Below are 20,674 nucleotides of genomic sequence, written 5' to 3'. Positions count from 1 at the left end.
ATGGAGGAGAGTAGCATGGGGATGCTTAAGCGCGGATTACTTGTCGGTCTACAAACAACATGGACGCTTGGAAAAATCATTTTTCCAATCACCTTAATTGTTACAATCTTAGGGTACACGCCCGTTCTAGGTTGGCTTGCCGATTTGCTTGCTCCTTTAATGGGACTGATAGGCTTATCAGGAGAAGCTGCGATTCCACTCGTTCTAGGGAATGTTCTTAATTTGTATGCGGCAATCGGTGCGATTTTAACGTTAGAGTTAACGGTGAAGGAAGTTTTCATTTTAGCAGTCATGCTTTCCTTCTCTCATAACTTGTTTATCGAATCAGCGGTTGCTGCGAAAGTGGGCATCCGAATGTCGGTTGTGCTGGCAGTTAGAATCGGTCTCGCTTTATTCTCTGCTTTTGTAATTAATCTTTTTTGGAATGGTGGTCAGGAAACCGCCCAGTACGGATTTGTTTCCAACACGACTCAGCCTGTTGCGGAAAATTGGCTGCAAGTTGGCTGGCAAGGGGTAATGAGCGCATCTTTAGGAATTGTACAACTGGCGCTGATCGTGATTCCTCTTATGATTGTCGTTCAAATTATGAAAGAGAAAAATTGGCTGAAGTTTATTTCAAAAGGAATGCGACCTTTTACCAAAATGTTAGGAATTAAAGAGAATACGTCGACTACTCTAGCATCCGGTCTTTTATTTGGCCTTGCTTTTGGAGCGGGTGTAATGATTCAAGCTGTTAAAGAAGATGGAGTAGAAAAGAAAGATTTGTACCTAGTGTTCATCTTTCTCGTGGCGTGTCATGCGGTCATTGAAGATACACTCATCTTCATTCCTCTAGGAATCCCCGTGTGGCCATTGCTTTTAATTCGAGTGATTACAGCCATCGTCTTAACAATTGCGATTGCATATGTGTGGAAGAAGTTAGAGAAAAAACAAGAGATCGAAAGAAAGGAAGCAACTTATGAACATTGATACTTTGTTATTTGACTTAGATGGTACCTTAATTAACACAAATGAATTAATCATTGCCTCGTTTCTGCATACTCTTGAAGAGTATCGTCCTGGTGAATATACAAGAGAACATGTGATTGATTTTATCGGGCCTCCTTTAAAGGACAGCTTTGAAAAAGTTGATCCAGAACGAGTGGACGATATGATTCAAACGTATCGTACATTTAACCATGCAAAGCATGATGAACTTGTGACTGAGTATGAAGGTGTGTACGAAACCATTAAAGAGCTTCATGAGAGAGGCTTTAAAATTGCCATTGTAACTACGAAGATTCGTAAAACAGCGTTAATGGGCTTGAAGTTAACAGGTCTCGATCAGTATTTTGATGTTGTCATCGGATTAGATGACGTTGAGAAGGCTAAGCCTGATCCAGAGCCTCTTGAAAAAGCCTTGAAAGCTCTTGGTTCTTCAAAAGAGACAGCGATGATGATCGGGGACAGTCATTTTGACGTTCAAGCTGGGAAAAATTTAGGAATCCCAACAGCTGTTGTCGGTTGGTCAATTAAAGGCGAAGAAAGAATTCGTACATTCGAAGCAGACTATATTTTATCCAACATGCGTGATTTAATCGCGATTGTCGGAGCGGATCAGTCGTGAGTCGGAAAACGGAGCGATATCCAGTCCAATCTGCCAATTCACTCTGGCAAATCTACAAAACGGTGCCGTTTTTGAAAGTTGTAAAGAACTTCATCGTCATTCAAATTGCTAGATATATGCCCTTTATTGGTGTGAAAAATTGGCTGTACCGCACGTTTTTACGGATGAAGGTCGGTGAGCAAACGGCCGTTGCTTTAATGGTGATGATGGACATTATGTTTCCAGAACGAATTAGCATCGGGCGTAACTCGATTATTGGCTACAACACGACGATTTTAGCACATGAGTATTTAATCAAAGAATATCGTCTCGGTGATGTTATCATTGGCGATGAAGTGATGATTGGTGCGAACACGACCATTCTTCCAGGTGTGACGATTGGAGATGGCGCAATTGTTTCAGCTGGGACACTCGTTCATCGAGATGTTCCTGCTGGAGCTTTTGTTGGCGGGAACCCAATGAGAATAATAAAAGAATAGAAGAAAGCCGCTCTAGATGAACGAATCTAGCAGCGGTTTTTTTGTTTGATGCTGTATATAGCTGAGCTGGCTGAGTCAATGTATCCCCAATCTTTGCAATTTACTAACAGAGTCATACACAGGTGATCAATTATCCACAGAAAAGTCACACAAAAAACATTATTCAGAAAATTAACCACTCCCATGACTGTGGATAAGAAAGGCGAATAAACATTATTTTCATATTTTTCGTTCAGATTTACTTAAAACAGTTGACGCTGGCATACCCTCGATGTAAACTAATCACTATACTTTATCTTGTTAGCATATTAGCGAACTAAAGTATTTGAAATTTAAAGACAACAAAAAAACAGGTATTTTGACAAAAGTAGCGAATTATAAGAAAGATAAAAAGAATGGGGATCTGCTTGTTCAAGCAGATGAACGGAGATAACAGAAGGAGTGACAGTCGATGTCTAAGCCATTTATGTTTGAAAAGCCGCTTGGTATGCGGGATACATTACCTGAAATGTATGAAATGAAAAAGCAGATTCGTGAGCAATTAGAAGAAGAGATGTCAGCTTGGGGTTATCAAATGGTTGAAACGCCAACATTAGAATATTACGAAACAGTCGGACTTGCTTCCGCTATTTTAGATCAACAATTATTCAAATTACTTGATCAGCAAGGAAATACATTGGTGCTCAGGCCTGATATGACAGCACCGATTGCACGTTTAGTTGCTTCAAGTATGAAGGGAGAGGCTTATCCGCTTCGACTGTCATACCAATCAAATTTGTATCGTGCTCAGCAACATGAAGGTGGTAAGCCAGCTGAGTTTGAACAGATTGGAGTAGAATTAATTGGGGATGGAACCGTTAGTGCAGACGGAGAAGTAATTGCACTCATGGCTTCAGCGTTAAAAAGTGCCGGACTATCTCATTTTAAAATTGCTATTGGTCACATTGGCTATGTGAATGCATTACTAGAAGACATTGTCGGTGAACAGTCAGATACATTAAGAAGATTTCTATATGAGAAAAACTATGTTGGTTTCAAAGAACATGTGAAAAACCTGCCGATTTCTTCGATTGACAAAGGTAGACTACTCGGTCTCTTAAAGCTTCGAGGAGATAAAAAGATGCTTACGGACGCATCCAAGCTTGTTTCGACTGAACAAGGTGCTAAAGCATTAGCAGAGTTAGAAGAATTGTGGCAAGTGCTTGAAAGCTATGGCATCGAGGATTTCGTCAAGCTAGATTTAAATCTCGTTTTGCACATGAGTTACTATACAGGAGCCGTCTTTGAAGGGTACAGCAGCAACTTAGGGGTGCCACTTTGCAGCGGTGGTCGCTATGATGAGTTACTTGGCAAGTTTGAGCGACCAGGACAGGCAACAGGCTTTGGACTCCGTTTAGACTTACTTGTTGAAGCTATTGGTAAAAAAGCAGAACAACGTCAAGCAACATGTATTATGTTTAGCAAGGAAAGAAGAGCAGAAGCTTTCCGTGAAGCAGTGAGCTTACGACAAGAAGGCAAAGCTGTGGTCGTACAAGACATTGCTGGTGTAACAGATCTTGATGGGATGTCGGAACAATTTACAGATGTCCTCTATTTCATTGGTCAAAAGAAAGGAGAAGCGTAAAATGAACGATTGGTTAACGGTTGCGATGCCAAAGGGGCGAATTTTTGAAGAGGCGCTAGAATTGTTGCGCAAAGCAGGGTATCAGCTCCCAGCTGAATTTGATGATTCGCGTAAATTAATCATAGATGTACCTGAAGAAAAGATGCGCTTCATTCTAGCTAAGCCAATGGATGTTCCAACTTATGTCGAACACGGTGTAGCTGATGTAGGTGTTGCAGGAAAGGATGTCATGATTGAGGAAGAGCGTACGGTATATGAAGTTCTTGATCTGAAAATTAGTGAATGTTACTTAGCGGTCGCGGGTTTACCGGGCTATGAAAAGAAAGACATTAACCCGAAAGTAGCTTCAAAATATCCGAACCTCGCCACCCGATACTTTAAAGAACAAGGCGAGCAAGTAGAAATTATAAAGCTAAACGGTTCGATTGAGCTTGCACCATTAATTGGCCTTGCTGATCGTATTGTCGACATTGTCTCAACAGGTAGAACGTTAAAGGAAAATGGCCTTGTTGAACTTGAAACAATTGTACCGATTACATCACGTTTAATCGTCAACCCTGTTAGTTACCGGATGCAAGATGAACGCATCGATCAAATGGTTGAACGCCTTTCACATGTCATTGAGGGGGAAGAGCAATGAAAATTCAACCTGTAAATGAAACGGTTAGTCTTACTCGCGATCTTGATACGGGAACAGAAGCACAGCGTGAGGCAGTGGAGGCGATTATTGAACAAGTTCGTCAAAAGGGAGACACAGCTTTACGCGAGCTTACAAAGAAATTTGATGGCGCTAGCCTTGAGCAGTTCCGTGTAACGAAAGAAGAGCTAGAAGGGGCATATTCACAAATTAGTGAAGACCTCCTTCAAGCCCTCCGTGAAGCGATTGTGAACATTCGAGATTTCCATGAACGTCAAAAGCGACAATCATGGATGACAGCAAAGGAAGACGGAACGATTCTCGGACAAAAGATCACACCGCTTGATTCTGTGGGGGTGTATGTTCCTGGAGGAAAAGCGGCTTATCCTTCTTCGATCATGATGAATGTACTTCCGGCACAAGTCGCTGGTGTGAAGCGAATTGTGATGGTATCTCCCGCAGGAGCGGATGGGAAGCTACCAGCAAGTGTTCTTGTGACAGCAAGTGAGTTAGGGGTTGCTGAAATTTATAAAGTCGGAGGAGCTCAGGCGGTAGCAGCGCTTGCCTATGGAACGGAATCAATTGCGCCGGTTGATAAAATTACTGGGCCAGGCAATATTTACGTCGCTTTAGCTAAACGGGCTGTTTTTGGCAAAGTAGACATCGATATGATTGCTGGACCAAGTGAGATTGTGGTCTTGGCGGATGAAAAAGCAAATCCACGTTACATTGCAGCAGACTTATTATCCCAAGCTGAACATGATGAGCAAGCTTCGGCAGTTCTTGTGACGAATTCCCAAGAGTTAGCTGATCAAGTGGCAGGGGAGGTTGAAACACAGCTCGCAACTTTACCGAAAAAGGCGATTGCAGAAGCATCGATCCGTGATTACGGTGCAATTTATGTAACGCGTGACTTAGTAGAAGCGATCGATGTGGTGAATCAACTTGCACCAGAGCACTTGGAAATTCTGACAGAAGAGCCAATGAATCTTATAGGGAAAATTCGCCACGCTGGAGCCATTTTTGTCGGCGCCTATAGCTCAGAGCCAGTCGGTGATTATTTTGCTGGACCGAATCATGTGCTTCCGACAAACGGAACTGCTCGATTCTCAAGTCCGCTAAATGTCGATGATTTCACGAAAAAATCAAGCATTATCTCATATAGCAAACAAGCGTTACAAACGCATGGACATAAAATCTCAGCATTAGCTCGTTTAGAAGGTTTAGAAGCACATGCACGAGCAATTGATATTAGGTTGGAGGATAACTAAGATGACAGAAAGACGCGCACAAATCGAACGATTAACAGGGGAAACACAAATTAACCTTGATTTTATGATTGATGGGGAAGGGAAATCAGAGCTTGAAACAGGAGTTCCGTTTTTAACTCACATGCTAGACCTTTTTACAAAACATGGTCATTTCAACTTAAAGGTAGATGCGAAAGGGGATACCGAAGTCGATGATCATCATACGACGGAAGACATCGGAATATGCCTTGGTCATGTGTTAAAAGAAGCATTAGGCGATAAAAAAGGAATCCGCCGCTACGGCAACGCCTTTGTTCCTATGGATGAGACGTTAGCGCAAGTAGTCGTTGACTTAAGCAACCGTCCACATCTTGAGTTTCGTGCTGAATTTCCAAGTCAAAAGGTAGGGACATTCGATGTAGAGCTTGTTCATGAATTCATGTGGAAGCTTGCGCTTGAAGCGCGCATGAACCTTCATATTATCGTTCATTATGGCTCGAACACACATCACATGATTGAAGCGGTGTTTAAAGCGTTAGCACGTGCACTAGACGAAGCTACGAGTATCGACGAGCGCGTAAAAGGAGTCCCGTCGACGAAAGGAATGTTATAAGATGATCGGCATTGTTGATTACGGGATGGGGAATTTACATAGTGTTAGTAAAGCACTAGAACGCCTTGAGTTAGAGTATGTGTTAACAGATGATATTGAACAGTTAAAGAAAGCAGATGGGTTGTTGTTACCAGGAGTAGGGGCATTTCCAGATGCAATGAAGACGTTAAATGAAATGGGCATGACAGAGTTTCTGCGCGATTGGGCGGAGTCTGGCAAACCGTTACTTGGTATTTGCCTCGGTATGCAACTGTTATTTGAAGAAAGTACAGAACATGGGGAAACAAAAGGATTAGCGCTTTTACCAGGACGTGTTGATCGCTTTGTCGGTCATAATGCCAATGGTATTACATATAAAGTCCCTCATATGGGCTGGAACAAGTTAACGTTCAGACAGCCTGAAAACCACCTCTTAACGGATGTAGAAGAAGGACATGTATATTTTGTTCATTCTTATGTGGTGAAAACAGAAGCGGAAGACGTTTTAATTGCAACGAGTGAGTATGATGTAACGGTGCCAGCAGTTGTTGGACGCGGCAATGTGTTAGGCACTCAGTTTCACCCAGAAAAAAGCAGCGATGTTGGTATGGCGATTCTTCGTAACTTCGGAGAGCTTGTCACACAAGGAGGAGAAATACGTGAGTAATTTTGTTATTTATCCAGCGATTGATATGAGAGACGGAAAATGTGTTCGTCTTGTTCAAGGTGATTATGATCAAGAAACCGTTTATGGCGATTCGCCGTTTGATATGGCAAAGCTCTTTGCTGATAGCGGAGCAGAGTGGATTCATATGGTCGACTTAGACGGAGCCAAAGCGAAAAAGCGTGTCAACCATGAGCATGTTCTCCGTGTTGCGAAGGAGTTAAATGTAAAAGTCCAAGTTGGTGGTGGTATCCGTACAGCAGAAGATGTGGCGTTTTACCTTGATCAAGGAGTGGACCGTGTCATCTTAGGCAGTGTCGCAGTGAACAACCCAAGTTTTACGAAAGAAATGCTCGCAAAGTACGGCGGTGAGCGCATTGCGATTGGTCTAGATGCTCGTGATGGATTTGTTGCGACAGAGGGCTGGCTTGAAACGTCATCAGTGAAAGCTGAGACACTCGCACAAGAGCTCGCTCGTTACGGAGCTGAAGTGTTTATTTTTACAGATATTTCTCGTGATGGCATGCTCTCAGGTCCGAATACAGAGGCAATTACAAACTTAGCTGAAGCAACTGGTAAGCAGGTTATCGCTTCAGGCGGAGTAAGTTCACTAGACGACCTAACAGAACTACGTGAACGCAAAAACCGCGGTGTTAGTGGGGCGATTGTCGGCAAAGCCCTTTATACAAATCAATTTACGTTAGAAGAAGCTCTCCAAGGAGGCGAATAACATGTTAACAAAACGAATCGTGCCTTGCTTGGATGTAAAAGAAGGACGGGTCGTCAAGGGCGTTCAGTTCGTTGATTTGCGTGATGCAGGTGACCCGGTAGAACTTGCGGCATTTTATGATCAACAAGGGGCAGACGAGCTCGTTTTTCTTGACATTTCAGCTTCTCATGAAGGCCGTGAAACGATGGTTGAAGTCGTCGAGCAGGTAGCTGGAACGTTAGCGATCCCTTTTACCGTTGGCGGTGGGATTAACTCGCTTGAAGACATGAAGCGTGTCTTACGCGCTGGAGCAGATAAAGTCTCTTTGAATACGGCTGCTGTTAAACGTCCTGAATTGATTAAAGAAGGAGCCGATTTCTTTGGGTCTCAATGTATTGTAGTGGCGATTGATGCAAAGTGGGATGAAGAGTTAGGCTCATGGAGAATTTACACACACGGTGGGCGTCAAGCAACCGAGTGGGAAGTAACAGATTGGGCAAGAGAAGCGGTTCGCTTAGGAGCAGGAGAAATTTTATTAACGAGCATGGACCAAGACGGAGCGAAAACCGGCTTTGATCTTGCGCTAACAAAAGCAGTAAATGCGGCTGTTACTGTTCCTGTTATTGCTTCAGGCGGTGCTGGAAAGAAAGAAGACTTTTATGATGTATTTGTCGAGGCAAAAGCCGATGCGGCCCTTGCAGCTTCGATCTTTCACTATAAAGAAACGTCGGTTGCTGAAGTGAAGACGTATTTAAAAGAAAAGGACGTGACCGTACGATGAGCATTGATACAATTCAATTTGATCAAAATGGCCTTGTGCCCGCGATTGTTCAAGATGCAGGAAGCAAGGAAGTATTAACGCTTGCTTATATGAACAAAGAATCATTAGAGAAATCCCTTGAAACACGTGAAACGTGGTTCTACTCACGTTCACGCCAAGAACTTTGGCATAAGGGGGCAACATCAGGAAATACGCAGCAAATCATCGACATGCGCTATGATTGCGATGCTGATGCCATTGTTGTTCTTGTTGATCCAGCGGGACCTGCATGTCATAAAGGAGAATACACGTGTTTTGCTGATTCACTTTTGGAACAACAGCCAGTGAAAGTGAATTCAACACGTTTTGCGATTATGGACGAGCTTGAGCGCACAATTGCTGAGCGTGAAGCAGAAATGCCGGAAGGGGCTTATACGACGTATTTATTTGAAAAAGGCGTTGATAAGATTTTGAAAAAAGTCGGTGAAGAAGCGGGTGAGGTCATCATCGCGGCGAAAAACCGTGACCCTGAGGAATTGAAGTGGGAAGTAGCCGATCTTTTCTACCATGTACTTGTGCTCTTACGTGAGCAGAAGCTACCACTTGATGAAGTGTTAAAAGTGTTAGAGGAAAGACATAAATAACAATGAGCGGTTGTCTCTAAAGTTTGATCCAGAGACGCTCCCTTTCACATAACTTTTGCCCTCGCTAAAGAATGGCGAGGGCTTTTTGTGGTGAAAATTCAAATATTTCTGCATAGAGTTTCTCGTCGATCTTTCGCGAATTCTGTCCCCTAAGGACAAGAAAATGTTGTATACTGTAACGTATGAATGAGAAGCTGGAGGGAACCGAACTTCATGGGATTAATACCGAAAGATGAACATGAAAAGAATAAAGTTGTTCCTCTATTTCAAAGCGGGGACTATTTTTTCCATCGTGGGATAGAGGCTTATCGAAAGAATCACTTGCATCGTGCGGTTAAGCTGTTTGAAAGAGCAGTTAAAATAACGAGTACGGAGCCTGTTTTTCATGTTCAATTAGCAGCAGTTCTCTCAGAAGTTGGAGAGTACGAGCGCTCGAATGAAATTTTGCAAAATGTATTAGACGACAATGAAACGAATGTAGAAGAATGCTATTTCTTTATGGCAAACAACTATGCTTATTTAGGCTTGTTTGAAAGAGCGGAACGGATGGCTTTACGTTACTTAGAAACAAGTCCGAATGAGCGTTTTTCAGAAGATGCTAAGGATCTTCTGGAATTGCTTCGTTCTGAGCGTGAGGAAGAGGACTGGGAGGAGTTCGACGATCACGAAGATGAGCTTATTGCCCAGCATGAACGTGCATGTTCGTTATTACGTCAAGGAAAGCTTGAATCCTCAATTGAATTATTAAAACGAATCATTGAAATGCACCCAACGTATTGGGCTGCGTATAATCATTTGGCCGAAGCTTATTTCCGTTTAGGAGATGAAAAAGCTTTTGAGATTAGTGAATCCATTTTAGAAAAAGACCCAGGCAACCTTTTTACAATTGCAAATTTAGCAGTATTTTATACGAAAAAAGGAAAAGCTAAAAAAGCTGAACCATTTATAAAATCGTTGCAACGTGTTTATCCGATTGATGGAGATCATTATGTGAAGGTCGCCGAAACTCTTTGCGTAGTAGGCGAGTACCAATTGGCTTACGAGCGATTAAAAGAGTTAGGTCGATGGGAATTTGAATTACGTCCAGACCTGCTTTATACGTTTGGCGTGGCAATGTATCATGTTGGCAAAATAGAGCGGGCTCAGTCGGTTTTTACAAGAGCTGCTGATTCTGGTTCGAAACAAGCCAAGAGATTGCTAGAGAAACAAAAAGTAGAAGGTTGGAGCGAAGACCTAGTTTGTGTTGACATATGGGTTGACTAACTGAGCAGATAAATAGACAGAGGACACATTGTTCCCTTACGATATGAGTATAAAGACGCTTTGATCGAAAAGGAGTGGAAAGAAGATGACTGAGGAAAAAATTTATGATGTCGTGATTGCTGGTGCAGGTCCTGCGGGAATGACAGCGGCGGTTTACACATCTCGTGCCAACTTATCAACGATTATGGTAGAGCGTGGAATTCCAGGCGGACAAATGGCTAACACAGAAGACGTTGAGAACTACCCAGGTTTCGACCATATTTTAGGACCAGAGCTTTCAACGAAGATGTTTGAACATGCGAAAAAATTTGGTGCAGAATATGGCTATGGCGACATTAAAGAAATCGTTGATGAAGGCGATTTGAAAATTGTAAAAGCTGGTAGCAAAGAATACAAAGCTCGTGCTGTGATCGTCGCAACAGGAGCAGAGTACAAAAAGCTAGGAGTTCCTGGTGAAAAAGAATTAAGCGGCCGCGGGGTTTCTTATTGTGCTGTTTGTGATGGGGCTTTCTTTAAAGGAAAAGAGCTTGTAGTTGTCGGCGGCGGAGACTCTGCTGTAGAAGAAGCTGTTTATTTAACACGCTTTGCTTCAAAAGTAACAGTTGTCCATCGTCGTGATGAGCTTCGTGCCCAAAAGATCTTACAGCAACGTGCATTTGATAACGAAAAAATTGATTTCATCTGGAATCATACTGTAAAGCAAATCAACGGTGATAATGGCAAAGTTGAAAGTGTCACGTTAGTGAGCACTGAAAACGGAGAAGAACAAGAGTTTAAAACAGATGGTGTTTTCATCTACATCGGCATGCTTCCGTTAAACGAAAGCGTGAAAAACTTAGGGATTACAAATGCTGATGGTTATATTGAGACGAATCAAGAAATGGAAACGAAAGTTCCAGGCATTTTTGCAGCTGGAGATATCCGTGAGAAATCGCTACGACAAATCGTAACAGCTACTGGTGATGGTAGTTTGGCTGCACAAAATGTTCAACATTATGTTGAGTCTTTAGAAGAAAAGGCGAAAGCGTAACGATAAGCCACTGGAAAGGAAAGAAAGAGAATACCTTTTCAGTGGCTTAGCTCTTGCTTGCAAGCAGGGGCTTCTGTTAATAGATAAAAGGAGTTTGTAGATTTGTAAAATAATGGGAGAAACTCAAATTTTTTTACAAACTGTCGATTAAACGTCACTCCATCTTAATGCTTCTGTAACAAGAGTGAAATATAAAAAGGGTAAGATAGAATTAAGTAATTGACCCCCTTTTTTATATAATTTCTTCGCACGAGCGTTTACGTTCGTGCCCTTTTTTTCATTTCCTTTCACAAAACATACATAAATAAGCTGAAAAGAGCTATTCCCTATTTCTAACAATTGTTACACGATTCAATTAATTGTATAATAAAATAATAGAACGAGTATGCAATGGTCACGCATAGCTGACTCGCTTTGTTGAGAAATCAATCAAGGTGTTTGTGTGAAACGATCACATCAGAGTAGCTGCTTCACCCATTGCTTGACATTGCTACTAGTGAGCAATGTCTATTAGGAGAACGTGAGGTGGCGCTGTTGCAAAGGATAACTAATTGTGTACTAACAACTGGAGACAAAGCATTAGTTTTACAAAAGCCTAGCCGTGGTTGGTGGGTTGCACCAGGTGGCAAAATGGAACCAGGTGAAACGATCAAAGAATCTGCGGAACGTGAATTTAGAGAAGAAACAGGGCTAATTATATCTGCTGATCTGCGGGCTGTATCAACGATTGTCATTATGGAAGGAGATCAAGTTGCTGATGAATGGATGATGTTCACTTTTCATGCAACTAGTTTCCAAGGTAAGCAACTGGCGCAGTCACCAGAAGGAAAGTTAGAATGGAAACAAATTACAGAGGTTCCTAATCTGCCAATGGCACCTGGAGATAAACATATGTTTCGACATGTGTTTCATGGTAAAGGGATCATGTATGGAACGTTTTATTATACAAAGGACTTTGAGTTGATTTCATATCGGGTCACACCAGAACAACCTTAAGGAGGGACGAGGATGTCGATCGTACAGGAAGAAATTCAAATTGTCATTATTACAGGAATGTCAGGAGCAGGAAAAACGGTAGCCGTTCAAAGCTTCGAAGACCTAGGCTACTTTTGTGTCGATAATCTTCCTCCAGCTCTTATTCCGAAATTTGTTGAGTTAATAGAAGGGTCTAATGGGAAGATGGATAAAGTGGCACTTGTTATCGATTTACGTGGACGCAAGTTTTTTGATCACTTGTTCGAAGCAATTGATTCCATTAGCATGTCGCTGAAATTAAATTACAAGCTGCAAATTTTATTCCTAGATGCAAAAGATGCCAAGCTCGTCCAACGTTACAAAGAAACAAGACGTTCACACCCGCTAGCTCCAAATGGATTGCCACTGGAAGGAATTCGGTTAGAACGAGAAATGCTAGAAGAAATGAAGGGCAGAGCTCAACAGATCATTGACACAACAGAAATGAAACCAATTCAGCTGCGAGAAAGAATCATTCAGAGGTTCTCTTTAGATGAAAAGCACCCATTTACTGTGAATATGATGTCTTTTGGCTTTAAATATGGAATTCCAATTGATGCTGACCTTGTTTTCGACGTTCGTTTCTTGCCGAATCCGCATTACATTGATCACATGAGGCCCAAAACAGGACTTGAAGAAGAAGTATCTTCATATGTATTAAAGTGGACTGAGACACAGCAATTTATTGAAAAACTCTCAGATCTGCTTAAATTTATGCTTCCGCAATACAAAAGGGAAGGCAAGAGTCAGGTTGTGATTGGAATTGGTTGTACTGGTGGAAAACACCGTTCCGTCACCTTAGCCGAATATTTCGGAAAAGAGTTTGCAAATGAATATACGTTGCATGTAAGTCATCGGGATATTGAGAAAGGAAAGGAAGCATATAAGTGATTAGAAAAAAAGTAGTTGTCATTGGGGGAGGTACGGGCCTTTCGGTGCTATTGAGGGGACTGAAGGCTTTTCCGGTCGACATCTCTGCGATTGTTACAGTCGCAGATGATGGCGGTAGCTCAGGCAGACTTCGCAAAGAACTAGACATCCCACCACCAGGAGATGTCCGAAACGTTTTAGTAGCTTTAGCCGAGGTGGAACCTTTAGTAGAAGAGCTCTTTCAACATCGCTTCTCAAATGGAAATGGGTTGTCGGGGCACTCACTAGGCAATTTATTGCTTGCTGGTATGACTTCTATAACAGGTGATTTTGCTAGAGGGATAACAGAAATTAGCAAAGTACTAAACGTTCGAGGAAATGTGTACCCTGCTTCTAATAGGAGCATTGTTCTTCATGCAGAAATGGCTGATGGAACGATTGTAACAGGGGAATCATTAATTCCGCTTGAAAAGAAACAAATTAAACGAGTGTTCCTAACACCAGAGAACATACAACCGTTACAAGCTGGGATAAAAGCCATTAATGAAGCTGATTTAATTGTGCTAGGACCGGGAAGCCTCTACACGAGTGTTCTACCGAATCTGCTCGTTCCAGGAGTGGTAGAGGCGATACAACAGTCACCGGCCAATAAAGTATATATTTGTAATGTAATGACCCAAGTAGGTGAAACCGATCATTACACAGCCGCTGATCATATAGAAGCGATTATTTCTCACTGTGGAGATGAGCTAGTAGAGAATATTCTCGTAAATGGTTCTCCGATTTCGAAAGAGTTGCGAGAGCGTTATGAAGTAGAAGGAGCTGAACCGGTCATTGTTGATGAAGAACGTCTTAGAAAGCTCGGGATATCGATCATTCAAGATCACTTCGTCACAGAACAAAATAATATGCTAAGGCATAACGCGACCAAGGTTTCTGAGGCTATTCTACGTGTAACAAGATAAGGGAATACGTATAGTGTAAATCATAGTAATCAAATTTGTACTATACGGCTGAAAGGAGTGAGGGGCAATGTCCTTTGCAGCCAAAACGAAAAAAGAATTAACGCAGCTAGAACATGAAGACTGCTGTGCGCAGGCTGAATTAGCTGCTTTGATTCGCATGAATGGCTCTGTTTCATTTAGTCAAATGAAATTGAGCTTAGATGTTACAACCGAAAACGCTGCCATCGCTAGAAGAATATATACATTAATTAAACGAGTCTATCCGACGATGTTTGTAGAATTGCTAGTTCGGAAAAAAATGAGGCTTAAGAAGAACAACGTCTACCTTGTCCGTATGCAACATGAGGCAAAGGAACTGCTAGAAAAGCTTAAGATCTTAAGCGAAGGCTTTGTTTTTGTTAGGACTATTTCACCTGAGTTAACAAAGGATGCATGCTGCAAACGAGCATATTTACGGGGAGCCTTCTTAGCTGGCGGATCCATTAACCATCCCGAAACGTCGTCCTATCATTTAGAAATCTTCTCTCTTTATGAGGAACATAATGACTCTTTATGTGAACTGATGAACGAGTATGAATTAAATGCCAAAACATTGGAACGTAAAAAGGGTTTCATTACGTATATGAAAGAGAGCGAAAAGATTACCGAATTTTTGAACATTATTGGTGCGCATCAAGCTTTGCTTTATTTCGAGGATGTTCGTATTATGAAAGATATGCGAAACTCGGTGAATCGTCTTGTCAATTGTGAAACCGCCAATTTGAACAAAACAGTCGGTGCTGCACTTAGACAAGTAGAGAATATTCGCTATGTTGATCGGGTCATTGGACTTGACCAGCTTCCACCAAAGTTAAAAGAAATCGCTGAACTACGTGTACTGCATCAAGATGTAACGTTGAAAGAACTAGGTGAAATGGTCGAAGGAGGAACAGTCAGCAAATCTGGTGTCAATCATCGGCTAAGAAAGATTGATCAGATCGCTGATAAGTTAAGAAATGGCCAGACACTAAATCTAAATAAATAAAATAAATTACTATGTAGTGAAAGAGGAGGAATTATTATGTTAAAGAAAGAAGTAACCATTCAACGAAAAGTAGGATTACAAGCAAGACCAGCAGCACTATTTGTACAAGAGGCATCTCGTTTCTTATCTGAGGTTGTTATTGAAAAAGATGAGAAAAAAGTAAACGCCAAAAGTATCATGGGGCTTATGAGCTTAGCATTAAGTCATGGAACAACGATCACACTAATTACTGAGGGCAAGGACGAGGCAGAAGCCCTAGAAGCTTTAAGTGAATTTATTGAAACAGAATAAGCCTATAGACACCGATAACCACGATGGGGGAACGGTGTCTTTTTTATGGGGACTGAGCGGAAAATGAAATAAAAAAACAGGCTACAACATTTCTGTTCTAGCCTGTTACACAAAACCTTATTTACTTTGTAGCAGGAATTACTTTATCAATTAAACCGTATTCTTGAGCTTTAGCTGCGATCATGAAGTTATCGCGGTCTGTGTCACGCTCGATTACTTCAAGAGGTTGGCCTGTGCGCTCGGCTAAGATGCGGTTTAAGCTTTCACGCATTTCGATGATGCGTTTTGCATGAATTTGGATGTCTGATGCTTGACCTTGTGTTCCGCCAAGTGGTTGGTGAATCATGACTTCACTGTTCGGTAGTGCAAAACGTTTTCCTTTTTCACCTGCTGCTAGAAGGAAAGCACCCATTGATGCAGCCATACCAATACAAATAGTTGATACTTTCGGCTTGATGTATTGCATCGTATCGTAGATGGCCATACCAGCTGTGATAGAACCACCTGGGCTGTTAATGTAGATTGAAATATCTTTTTCAGGATCTTCTGCTTGAAGGAAGAGCAATTGTGCTACAATGGAGTTTGCTACATTGTCATCAATCGCACTACCTAGCATAATGATACGGTCTTTTAATAAACGAGAGTAAATGTCGTATGCGCGTTCTCCTCTGTTTGTTTGTTCAATAACTGTAGGGATTAAATTCATAATAAATCCTCCTTTAAATGTGGTTTTGAGTTTTACTTATGTACATCATACAAGAATGGTCAAAGAAGGTCAATTTTTTCGCCTTCTTTTAGAGGCTTAAGAAACCTCTTATACATACTATTCCATATCAATCGTTTTAAACCCTCCTTTCATAATACCCGTTTTTAAAATATCTAAACGATGAAAGGACGATTCCATAGTTTTAAACTAGTTCATCATTTATAATAGAAATATAGGAATGAAATAAACTAAGGGTAGCATAGAAATTAGAAAGCGCTTACAATGTTAAGTGAAGATTGAAAAAGGAGCCTTTCTATAGGGGTGCTAATAGATAGTAAGCTTAGCCTTAAAGATTGTAAGAGTAGAAGTTTCATTGAGATGCTGAGCTTGGACGTTGTAAAAGGTAATAGAACGAAATTTTTTTGCTATTTGAGGGGAGGGGCAAAATCGTGCAGTTTGGTCTTTATCAACAACAAACGACAAGTCTTGTAATGACTCAAGAGTTGCGTCAGGCTATTCACTTGTTACAGTATTCTGCAGTAGAACTAACGAATTTCATTCAAGAACAAGCACTTGAAAACCCATTATTGGAAGTGAAAGAACGGTCAAAGTTAGAAGATTATTCTTTTTCGACTTTTACACCAAATAGAAATGAAGAGCATGCCTCTCCAATTGACTATGCGCATGTGAGCCGAACGAGCTTGTTTGATCATCTTTTATTACAAGTTCAAGAGTTACGGTTATCAGATAAACAAAAAAAAGAAATTACTTATTTTGTATATAGTTTACGAGAGGATGGCTATCTCTCGAGGTCTCTTGAGGAGATTTCTGAGGAGCTTTCTATAAATATTGAGGAAGCTGAAGATGCACTTTTCACCATGCAAAGTTTTGATCCAGCAGGGGTAGGTGCTAGAGACTTACAAGAATGTTTGCTTTTGCAATTAGAGCGTCTAGACAGCAGAAATTTTTTAGCGGAGCAAGTGATCACTCATTATATGGATGCCTTTGCGAAGCGGAAGTGGAAAGACATTTCGTTAAAATTAAATGTTAGTTTAGCTGAAATACAAGAAGTAAATGATCTAATCCAAACATTAGATCCTCGTCCAGGAACTCAATATATCGCGGAGCCAGTCCAATTTGTGAAGCCCGAATTAAGAATCGTACCTCATGAAGGAGATCTCCTTGTTCATTTAGAAGATGAATTAATTCCGAATGTTGGACTAAACCATCATTATGAAAAGTTGCTTCGTCAAGAGGGGGATCAAGAAGCTTCTCAATATGCAAAGCAAAAAATTCAACAAGTTCAATGGTTAATGCGAAGCATTCAACAGCGAAAACAAACGATTGTTAAGGTAGGAGAAGCAATCGCAAGGCATCAAAAAGAGTACTTTTTAAATAAAAATGGGGCCTTGAAGCCGCTGACTTTAAAAGAAATTGCTGAAGAAATTGATGTTCATGAATCAACGGTAAGTCGAGCAACGACAAATAAATTTGCCGATACGCCAAGAGGAGTCATAGAATTAAAGTCCTTGTTTTCTTCGGGTGTTCAAAGCGGGATAGGAGAATCGACATCAAGCCGTTCGATTAAAGAATGGATGAAAGAGCTAATTGCGAGTGAAAATAAGCAAAAGCCATTATCTGATGCGAAAATCGTTGCGTGGCTGGAAAAGGAAAAGGGAACTACGGTTTCAAGGCGTGCGATCGCCAAATACCGTGATGAATTAGGCATCCCTTCGTCCTCTAAGCGGAAAAGATTTGAATAGAAATGCTGGTAATGTAGGATAATGATGAAGGTTTGTTCGGTAAGAAAGTAGGTAACGTAGGACATTTTTGAGCTGATGCAGAGCTTTAAGCGTATTCAAGGGAGAGCAATGGCTACGCACGTTGCGCGCCTTCTATGAGAAGATCGCTCATAGAAGGCTTAAGGGATGGCAACGGCTTCGCTCATTGCATTTTTAAAAAACGCTGGCGCAATTTTTAAATTGTATAGAAGTGAGTGATTCTACAAATGTTAGATGTAACAGTGATGTCAAAGGTTGATTGTCCGCTTTGTGATAAGGCGATTGATCAGCTACAACCTTTAGCAGAGGAATTTGGATTTGAAATGAAGATCGTTGATATTTATAAGGATGATGTTCTTCTTGAGAAATATCAAATTATGATCCCGGTTGTGGTAATCAACGGGGAAGAGGTAGATTACGGAATTATCACAAAAGATAAAATAAGAAAACGTTTACTTGAATTAAATAGGCAAATATAACTTGTTTATTGGCCTGATCCTTGGTAATATGAACCTGTAGGAAGGATTTGGTCTTTTTTTTGCACAGATCGGGACGTAAAAAGTCTATGTGGGACAAAAATAGTCCACCTTTAAAAAGGAGTTATTCGCTCTATGCAAGTATTGTTAGACATTCAAAAAAAATTATTACCTGATTTACTTGAAGTCATGATCAAGCGGTATCGCATCCTACATTACATTAAGCTCATGCAGCCAATTGGTCGAAGAAGCTTATCGGCGAACCTCCAGCTTTCAGAACGGGTGCTGCGAGGTGAGGTTACGTTTTTGAAAGACCAGGGCCTTGTTCATGTCGCAACTGCAGGAATGAGTATTACAGAAGAAGGAGAAAAGCTTTTTCTGCAACTAGAAGATATGATGAAGGATTTGCTTGGGTTGCGAGAGCTAGAAAAGAAGCTAGAAGCTGATTTAGGTGTAAAGAAAGTCATTGTTGTAGCTGGAAACAGCGATCAAGACAACTGGGTTAAGCGAGAGATGGGGCGCGCTTGTATTAGTGAGTTAAAGCGGATTATTGAGCCAGAGGACGTTGTCGCTGTTATGGGCGGAACGACACTTGCGGCCGTTGCTGAAATGATGCAACCAGATCCGAAAATTAAAAAAGCGGTCTTTGTTCCAGCTCGAGGCGGACTTGGAGAACAAGTGGAGAACCAGGCAAATACGATTAGTGCCGAATTGGCTAGTCGGGCCGGTGCTCAATATCGGTTATTGCATGTCCCTGATCAAATAAGTGAAGAAGCTTACTCATCACTTGTATTAGAACCATCCGTTAAGGATATCCTAAAGTTGATCCAATCAGCTTGTACGGTGATTCATGGTATTGGTGATGCCAAGACAATGGCGAAGCGACGTGATTCAGTTAATTCGTTTATTGACAAGCTAAATCGGGAAGAGGCTGTAGCAGAAGCGTTTGGTTATTATTTTAATCGAAGCGGTGAATTGATCCATAAGCAACGTACGATCGGGTTACAGCTTGATGACCTAGGCGAGCACAAATCTGTCATTTCAGTCGCAGGTGGAAGTTCAAAAGCAGAAGCAATTGCTGCTTATATGAAATATAGACCGAGCGATGTACTGATTACAGATGAAGCAGCTGCTGAATCTTTATTAAACATTCGTAGATAAAAGAGCCTAGCTCTTTTAGATAAAAATCTTAAGTGAACCACTAGGAGGAGATTTTAACATGGCAACAAAAATTGGTATTAATGGTTTTGGACGTATTGGACGTAACGTTTTTCGTGCTGCATTAAACAATCCGAATGTTGAGGTAGTAGCAATCAACGATTTAACAGATGCTAACATGCTAGCTCACCTACTTAAATACGACACTGTACACGGCAACTTAGATGCTGAGGTTTCTGTAAATGGCAATACATTAGTAGTGAACGGCCAAGAAATCAACATCTCTGCTGAGCGCGATCCTGCGAAACTTGAGTGGGCTAATCGTGGAGTAGAAGTAGTTGTTGAATCAACTGGTTTCTTCACAAAGCGTGAAGATGCTGCAAAACATCTTGAAGCTGGTGCGAAAAAAGTAATCATCTCAGCTCCTGCATCTGACGAAGATATTACAGTTGTAATGGGTGTTAACGAAGATAAATATGATGCTGCTAGCCACCATGTTATCTCAAACGCATCTTGTACAACTAACTGTCTTGCACCATTTGCAAAAGTACTTAACGACAAGTTCGGAATTAAACGCGGTATGATGACAACTGTTCACTCGTACACAAATGACCAACAAATCCTTGACCTTCCACACAAGGACTACCGTCGTGCGCGTGCGGCTGCTGAAAACATCATCCCTACAACTACAGGTGCTGCAAAAGCAGTTGCTTTAGTACTTCCTGAGCTTAAAGGTAAATTAAACGGTGGAGCAATGCGTGTTCCAACTCCTAACGTATCATTAGTTGACTTAGTAGCTGAGTTAGATCAAGACGTAACAGCTGAAGAAGTGAACAATGCACTTCGCGAAGCGGCTGAAGGTCCATTAAAAGGAATCCTTAACTACAGTGAAGAGCCACTAGTTTCTAGTGACTATAACGGTAACCCTCATTCTTCATCAATCGATGCTCTTTCAACAATGGTTATGGAAGGCAGCATGGTTAAAGTAATCTCTTGGTACGATAACGAGTCTGGTTATTCTCACCGTGTTGTAGATCTTGTTGATTACATCGCTAAACAAGGACTATAATAAGTAACAGTTGGTAAGAGGAGGAAGAAGATAGCATTTTCCTCCTTTTTCCTCTGTATTTT

General features: G+C 41.3%; 23 protein-coding genes. 22 read left to right on the top strand and 1 reads right to left on the bottom strand.

Translation table 11 applies throughout. The features are described from left to right. Nucleotides 1-15: 15 nt before the first annotated feature. From BkAM31D_RS18935 to BkAM31D_RS18850, 18 genes are all read left to right on the top strand, one after another. Complete coding sequence (locus BkAM31D_RS18935; protein WP_066156831.1) at nt 16-969, top strand: nucleoside recognition domain-containing protein; 954 nt, start codon at nt 16-18, stop codon at nt 967-969. Beyond that, complete coding sequence (gene ppaX, locus BkAM31D_RS18930) at nt 959-1,606, top strand: pyrophosphatase PpaX (protein WP_066156829.1); 648 nt, start codon at nt 959-961, stop codon at nt 1,604-1,606. Before BkAM31D_RS18935 ends, ppaX begins: the two co-directional genes overlap by 11 nt. Then, complete coding sequence (locus BkAM31D_RS18925) at nt 1,603-2,085, top strand: acyltransferase (protein WP_066156822.1); 483 nt, start codon at nt 1,603-1,605, stop codon at nt 2,083-2,085. Before ppaX ends, BkAM31D_RS18925 begins: the two co-directional genes overlap by 4 nt. Before the next feature lie 451 nt (nt 2,086-2,536). Beyond that, nucleotides 2,537-3,709 (top strand): ATP phosphoribosyltransferase regulatory subunit, encoded by a 1,173-nt coding sequence (locus tag BkAM31D_RS18920; protein ID WP_066156819.1) that lies wholly within the window; start codon nt 2,537-2,539, stop codon nt 3,707-3,709. Nucleotide 3,710: 1 nt separating this feature from the next. Next, nucleotides 3,711-4,349: an ATP phosphoribosyltransferase gene (gene hisG / locus BkAM31D_RS18915; protein ID WP_066156817.1), complete on the top strand. Its 639-nt coding sequence runs from the start codon at nt 3,711-3,713 to the stop codon at nt 4,347-4,349. Further along, on the top strand, nt 4,346-5,617 hold the full coding sequence (gene hisD / locus BkAM31D_RS18910; protein WP_066156813.1) for a histidinol dehydrogenase: 1,272 nt from the start codon (nt 4,346-4,348) through the stop codon (nt 5,615-5,617). The genes hisG and hisD overlap by 4 nt, the downstream gene beginning before the upstream one ends. Nucleotide 5,618: 1 nt before the next feature. After that, entirely contained in the window at nt 5,619-6,209 is a 591-nt protein-coding gene (hisB, locus tag BkAM31D_RS18905) for an imidazoleglycerol-phosphate dehydratase HisB (RefSeq protein ID WP_066156810.1), read from the top strand. Between the two features lies 1 nt (nt 6,210). After that, complete coding sequence (gene hisH, locus BkAM31D_RS18900) at nt 6,211-6,855, top strand: imidazole glycerol phosphate synthase subunit HisH (protein WP_066156807.1); 645 nt, start codon at nt 6,211-6,213, stop codon at nt 6,853-6,855. Beyond that, a complete protein-coding gene (gene hisA, locus BkAM31D_RS18895; protein WP_066156804.1) occupies nt 6,848-7,582 on the top strand; it encodes a 1-(5-phosphoribosyl)-5-[(5-phosphoribosylamino)methylideneamino]imidazole-4-carboxamide isomerase in 735 nt (244 codons plus the stop codon). The genes hisH and hisA overlap by 8 nt, the downstream gene beginning before the upstream one ends. A gap of 1 nt (nt 7,583) precedes the next feature. Beyond that, nucleotides 7,584-8,342: an imidazole glycerol phosphate synthase subunit HisF gene (hisF, locus tag BkAM31D_RS18890; RefSeq protein ID WP_066156801.1), complete on the top strand. Its 759-nt coding sequence runs from the start codon at nt 7,584-7,586 to the stop codon at nt 8,340-8,342. Further along, nucleotides 8,339-8,965 (top strand): bifunctional phosphoribosyl-AMP cyclohydrolase/phosphoribosyl-ATP diphosphatase HisIE, encoded by a 627-nt coding sequence (hisIE, locus tag BkAM31D_RS18885; protein WP_066156798.1) that lies wholly within the window; start codon nt 8,339-8,341, stop codon nt 8,963-8,965. The genes hisF and hisIE overlap by 4 nt, the downstream gene beginning before the upstream one ends. Before the next feature lie 213 nt (nt 8,966-9,178). Beyond that, nucleotides 9,179-10,228: a tetratricopeptide repeat protein gene (locus tag BkAM31D_RS18880; protein WP_066156796.1), complete on the top strand. Its 1,050-nt coding sequence runs from the start codon at nt 9,179-9,181 to the stop codon at nt 10,226-10,228. 85 nt (nt 10,229-10,313) lie between these two features. After that, nucleotides 10,314-11,258, top strand: a complete 945-nt coding sequence (gene trxB / locus BkAM31D_RS18875) for a thioredoxin-disulfide reductase (protein WP_066156793.1) — start codon at nt 10,314-10,316, stop codon at nt 11,256-11,258. Between the two features lie 534 nt (nt 11,259-11,792). Further along, entirely contained in the window at nt 11,793-12,254 is a 462-nt protein-coding gene (locus BkAM31D_RS18870) for an NUDIX hydrolase (RefSeq protein WP_066156948.1), read from the top strand. Nucleotides 12,255-12,266: 12 nt separating this feature from the next. After that, entirely contained in the window at nt 12,267-13,163 is an 897-nt protein-coding gene (rapZ, locus tag BkAM31D_RS18865) for an RNase adapter RapZ (RefSeq protein WP_066156790.1), read from the top strand. After that, nucleotides 13,160-14,107, top strand: coding sequence for a gluconeogenesis morphogenetic factor MgfK (mgfK, locus tag BkAM31D_RS18860; RefSeq protein WP_066156785.1), 948 nt, complete (start codon nt 13,160-13,162; stop codon nt 14,105-14,107). The genes rapZ and mgfK overlap by 4 nt, the downstream gene beginning before the upstream one ends. Nucleotides 14,108-14,174: 67 nt before the next feature. Further along, nucleotides 14,175-15,131, top strand: coding sequence for a DNA-binding protein WhiA (gene whiA / locus BkAM31D_RS18855; RefSeq protein ID WP_066156784.1), 957 nt, complete (start codon nt 14,175-14,177; stop codon nt 15,129-15,131). 36 nt (nt 15,132-15,167) lie between these two features. Next, nucleotides 15,168-15,422 carry an HPr family phosphocarrier protein gene (locus tag BkAM31D_RS18850; protein ID WP_066156779.1) on the top strand — a complete coding sequence of 85 codons (255 nt, stop codon included), beginning with the start codon at nt 15,168-15,170 and terminating at the stop codon, nt 15,420-15,422. A gap of 121 nt (nt 15,423-15,543) precedes the next feature. Here BkAM31D_RS18850 and clpP read toward each other — a convergent pair whose 3' ends face one another. After that, entirely contained in the window at nt 15,544-16,128 is a 585-nt protein-coding gene (clpP, locus tag BkAM31D_RS18845) for an ATP-dependent Clp endopeptidase proteolytic subunit ClpP (RefSeq protein WP_066156776.1), read from the bottom strand. A 449-nt stretch (nt 16,129-16,577) separates the two neighbouring features. Between clpP and rpoN the strand changes: the two genes are divergently transcribed. The 4 genes from rpoN to gap all read left to right on the top strand — a co-directional run bounded on the left by rpoN (nt 16,578) and on the right by gap (nt 20,612). Further along, a complete protein-coding gene (gene rpoN / locus BkAM31D_RS18840; protein ID WP_066156773.1) occupies nt 16,578-17,891 on the top strand; it encodes an RNA polymerase factor sigma-54 in 1,314 nt (437 codons plus the stop codon). Between the two features lie 245 nt (nt 17,892-18,136). Beyond that, nucleotides 18,137-18,388 (top strand): glutaredoxin family protein, encoded by a 252-nt coding sequence (locus BkAM31D_RS18835; protein ID WP_066156769.1) that lies wholly within the window; start codon nt 18,137-18,139, stop codon nt 18,386-18,388. A 132-nt stretch (nt 18,389-18,520) separates the two neighbouring features. Beyond that, nucleotides 18,521-19,546 carry a sugar-binding transcriptional regulator gene (locus BkAM31D_RS18830; RefSeq protein ID WP_066156767.1) on the top strand — a complete coding sequence of 342 codons (1,026 nt, stop codon included), beginning with the start codon at nt 18,521-18,523 and terminating at the stop codon, nt 19,544-19,546. A 58-nt stretch (nt 19,547-19,604) separates the two neighbouring features. Next, on the top strand, nt 19,605-20,612 hold the full coding sequence (gene gap / locus BkAM31D_RS18825) for a type I glyceraldehyde-3-phosphate dehydrogenase (protein ID WP_066156765.1): 1,008 nt from the start codon (nt 19,605-19,607) through the stop codon (nt 20,610-20,612). The last annotated feature ends 62 nt before the right edge of the window (nt 20,613-20,674 follow it).

Origin of the sequence: Halalkalibacter krulwichiae (assembly GCF_002109385.1) — a bacterium.
Lineage (GTDB): Bacteria > Bacillota > Bacilli > Bacillales > Bacillaceae_D > Halalkalibacter > Halalkalibacter krulwichiae.
Note: the sequence above shows the minus strand (reverse complement) of the source record. Positions and strands in the feature narration are given on the sequence as shown.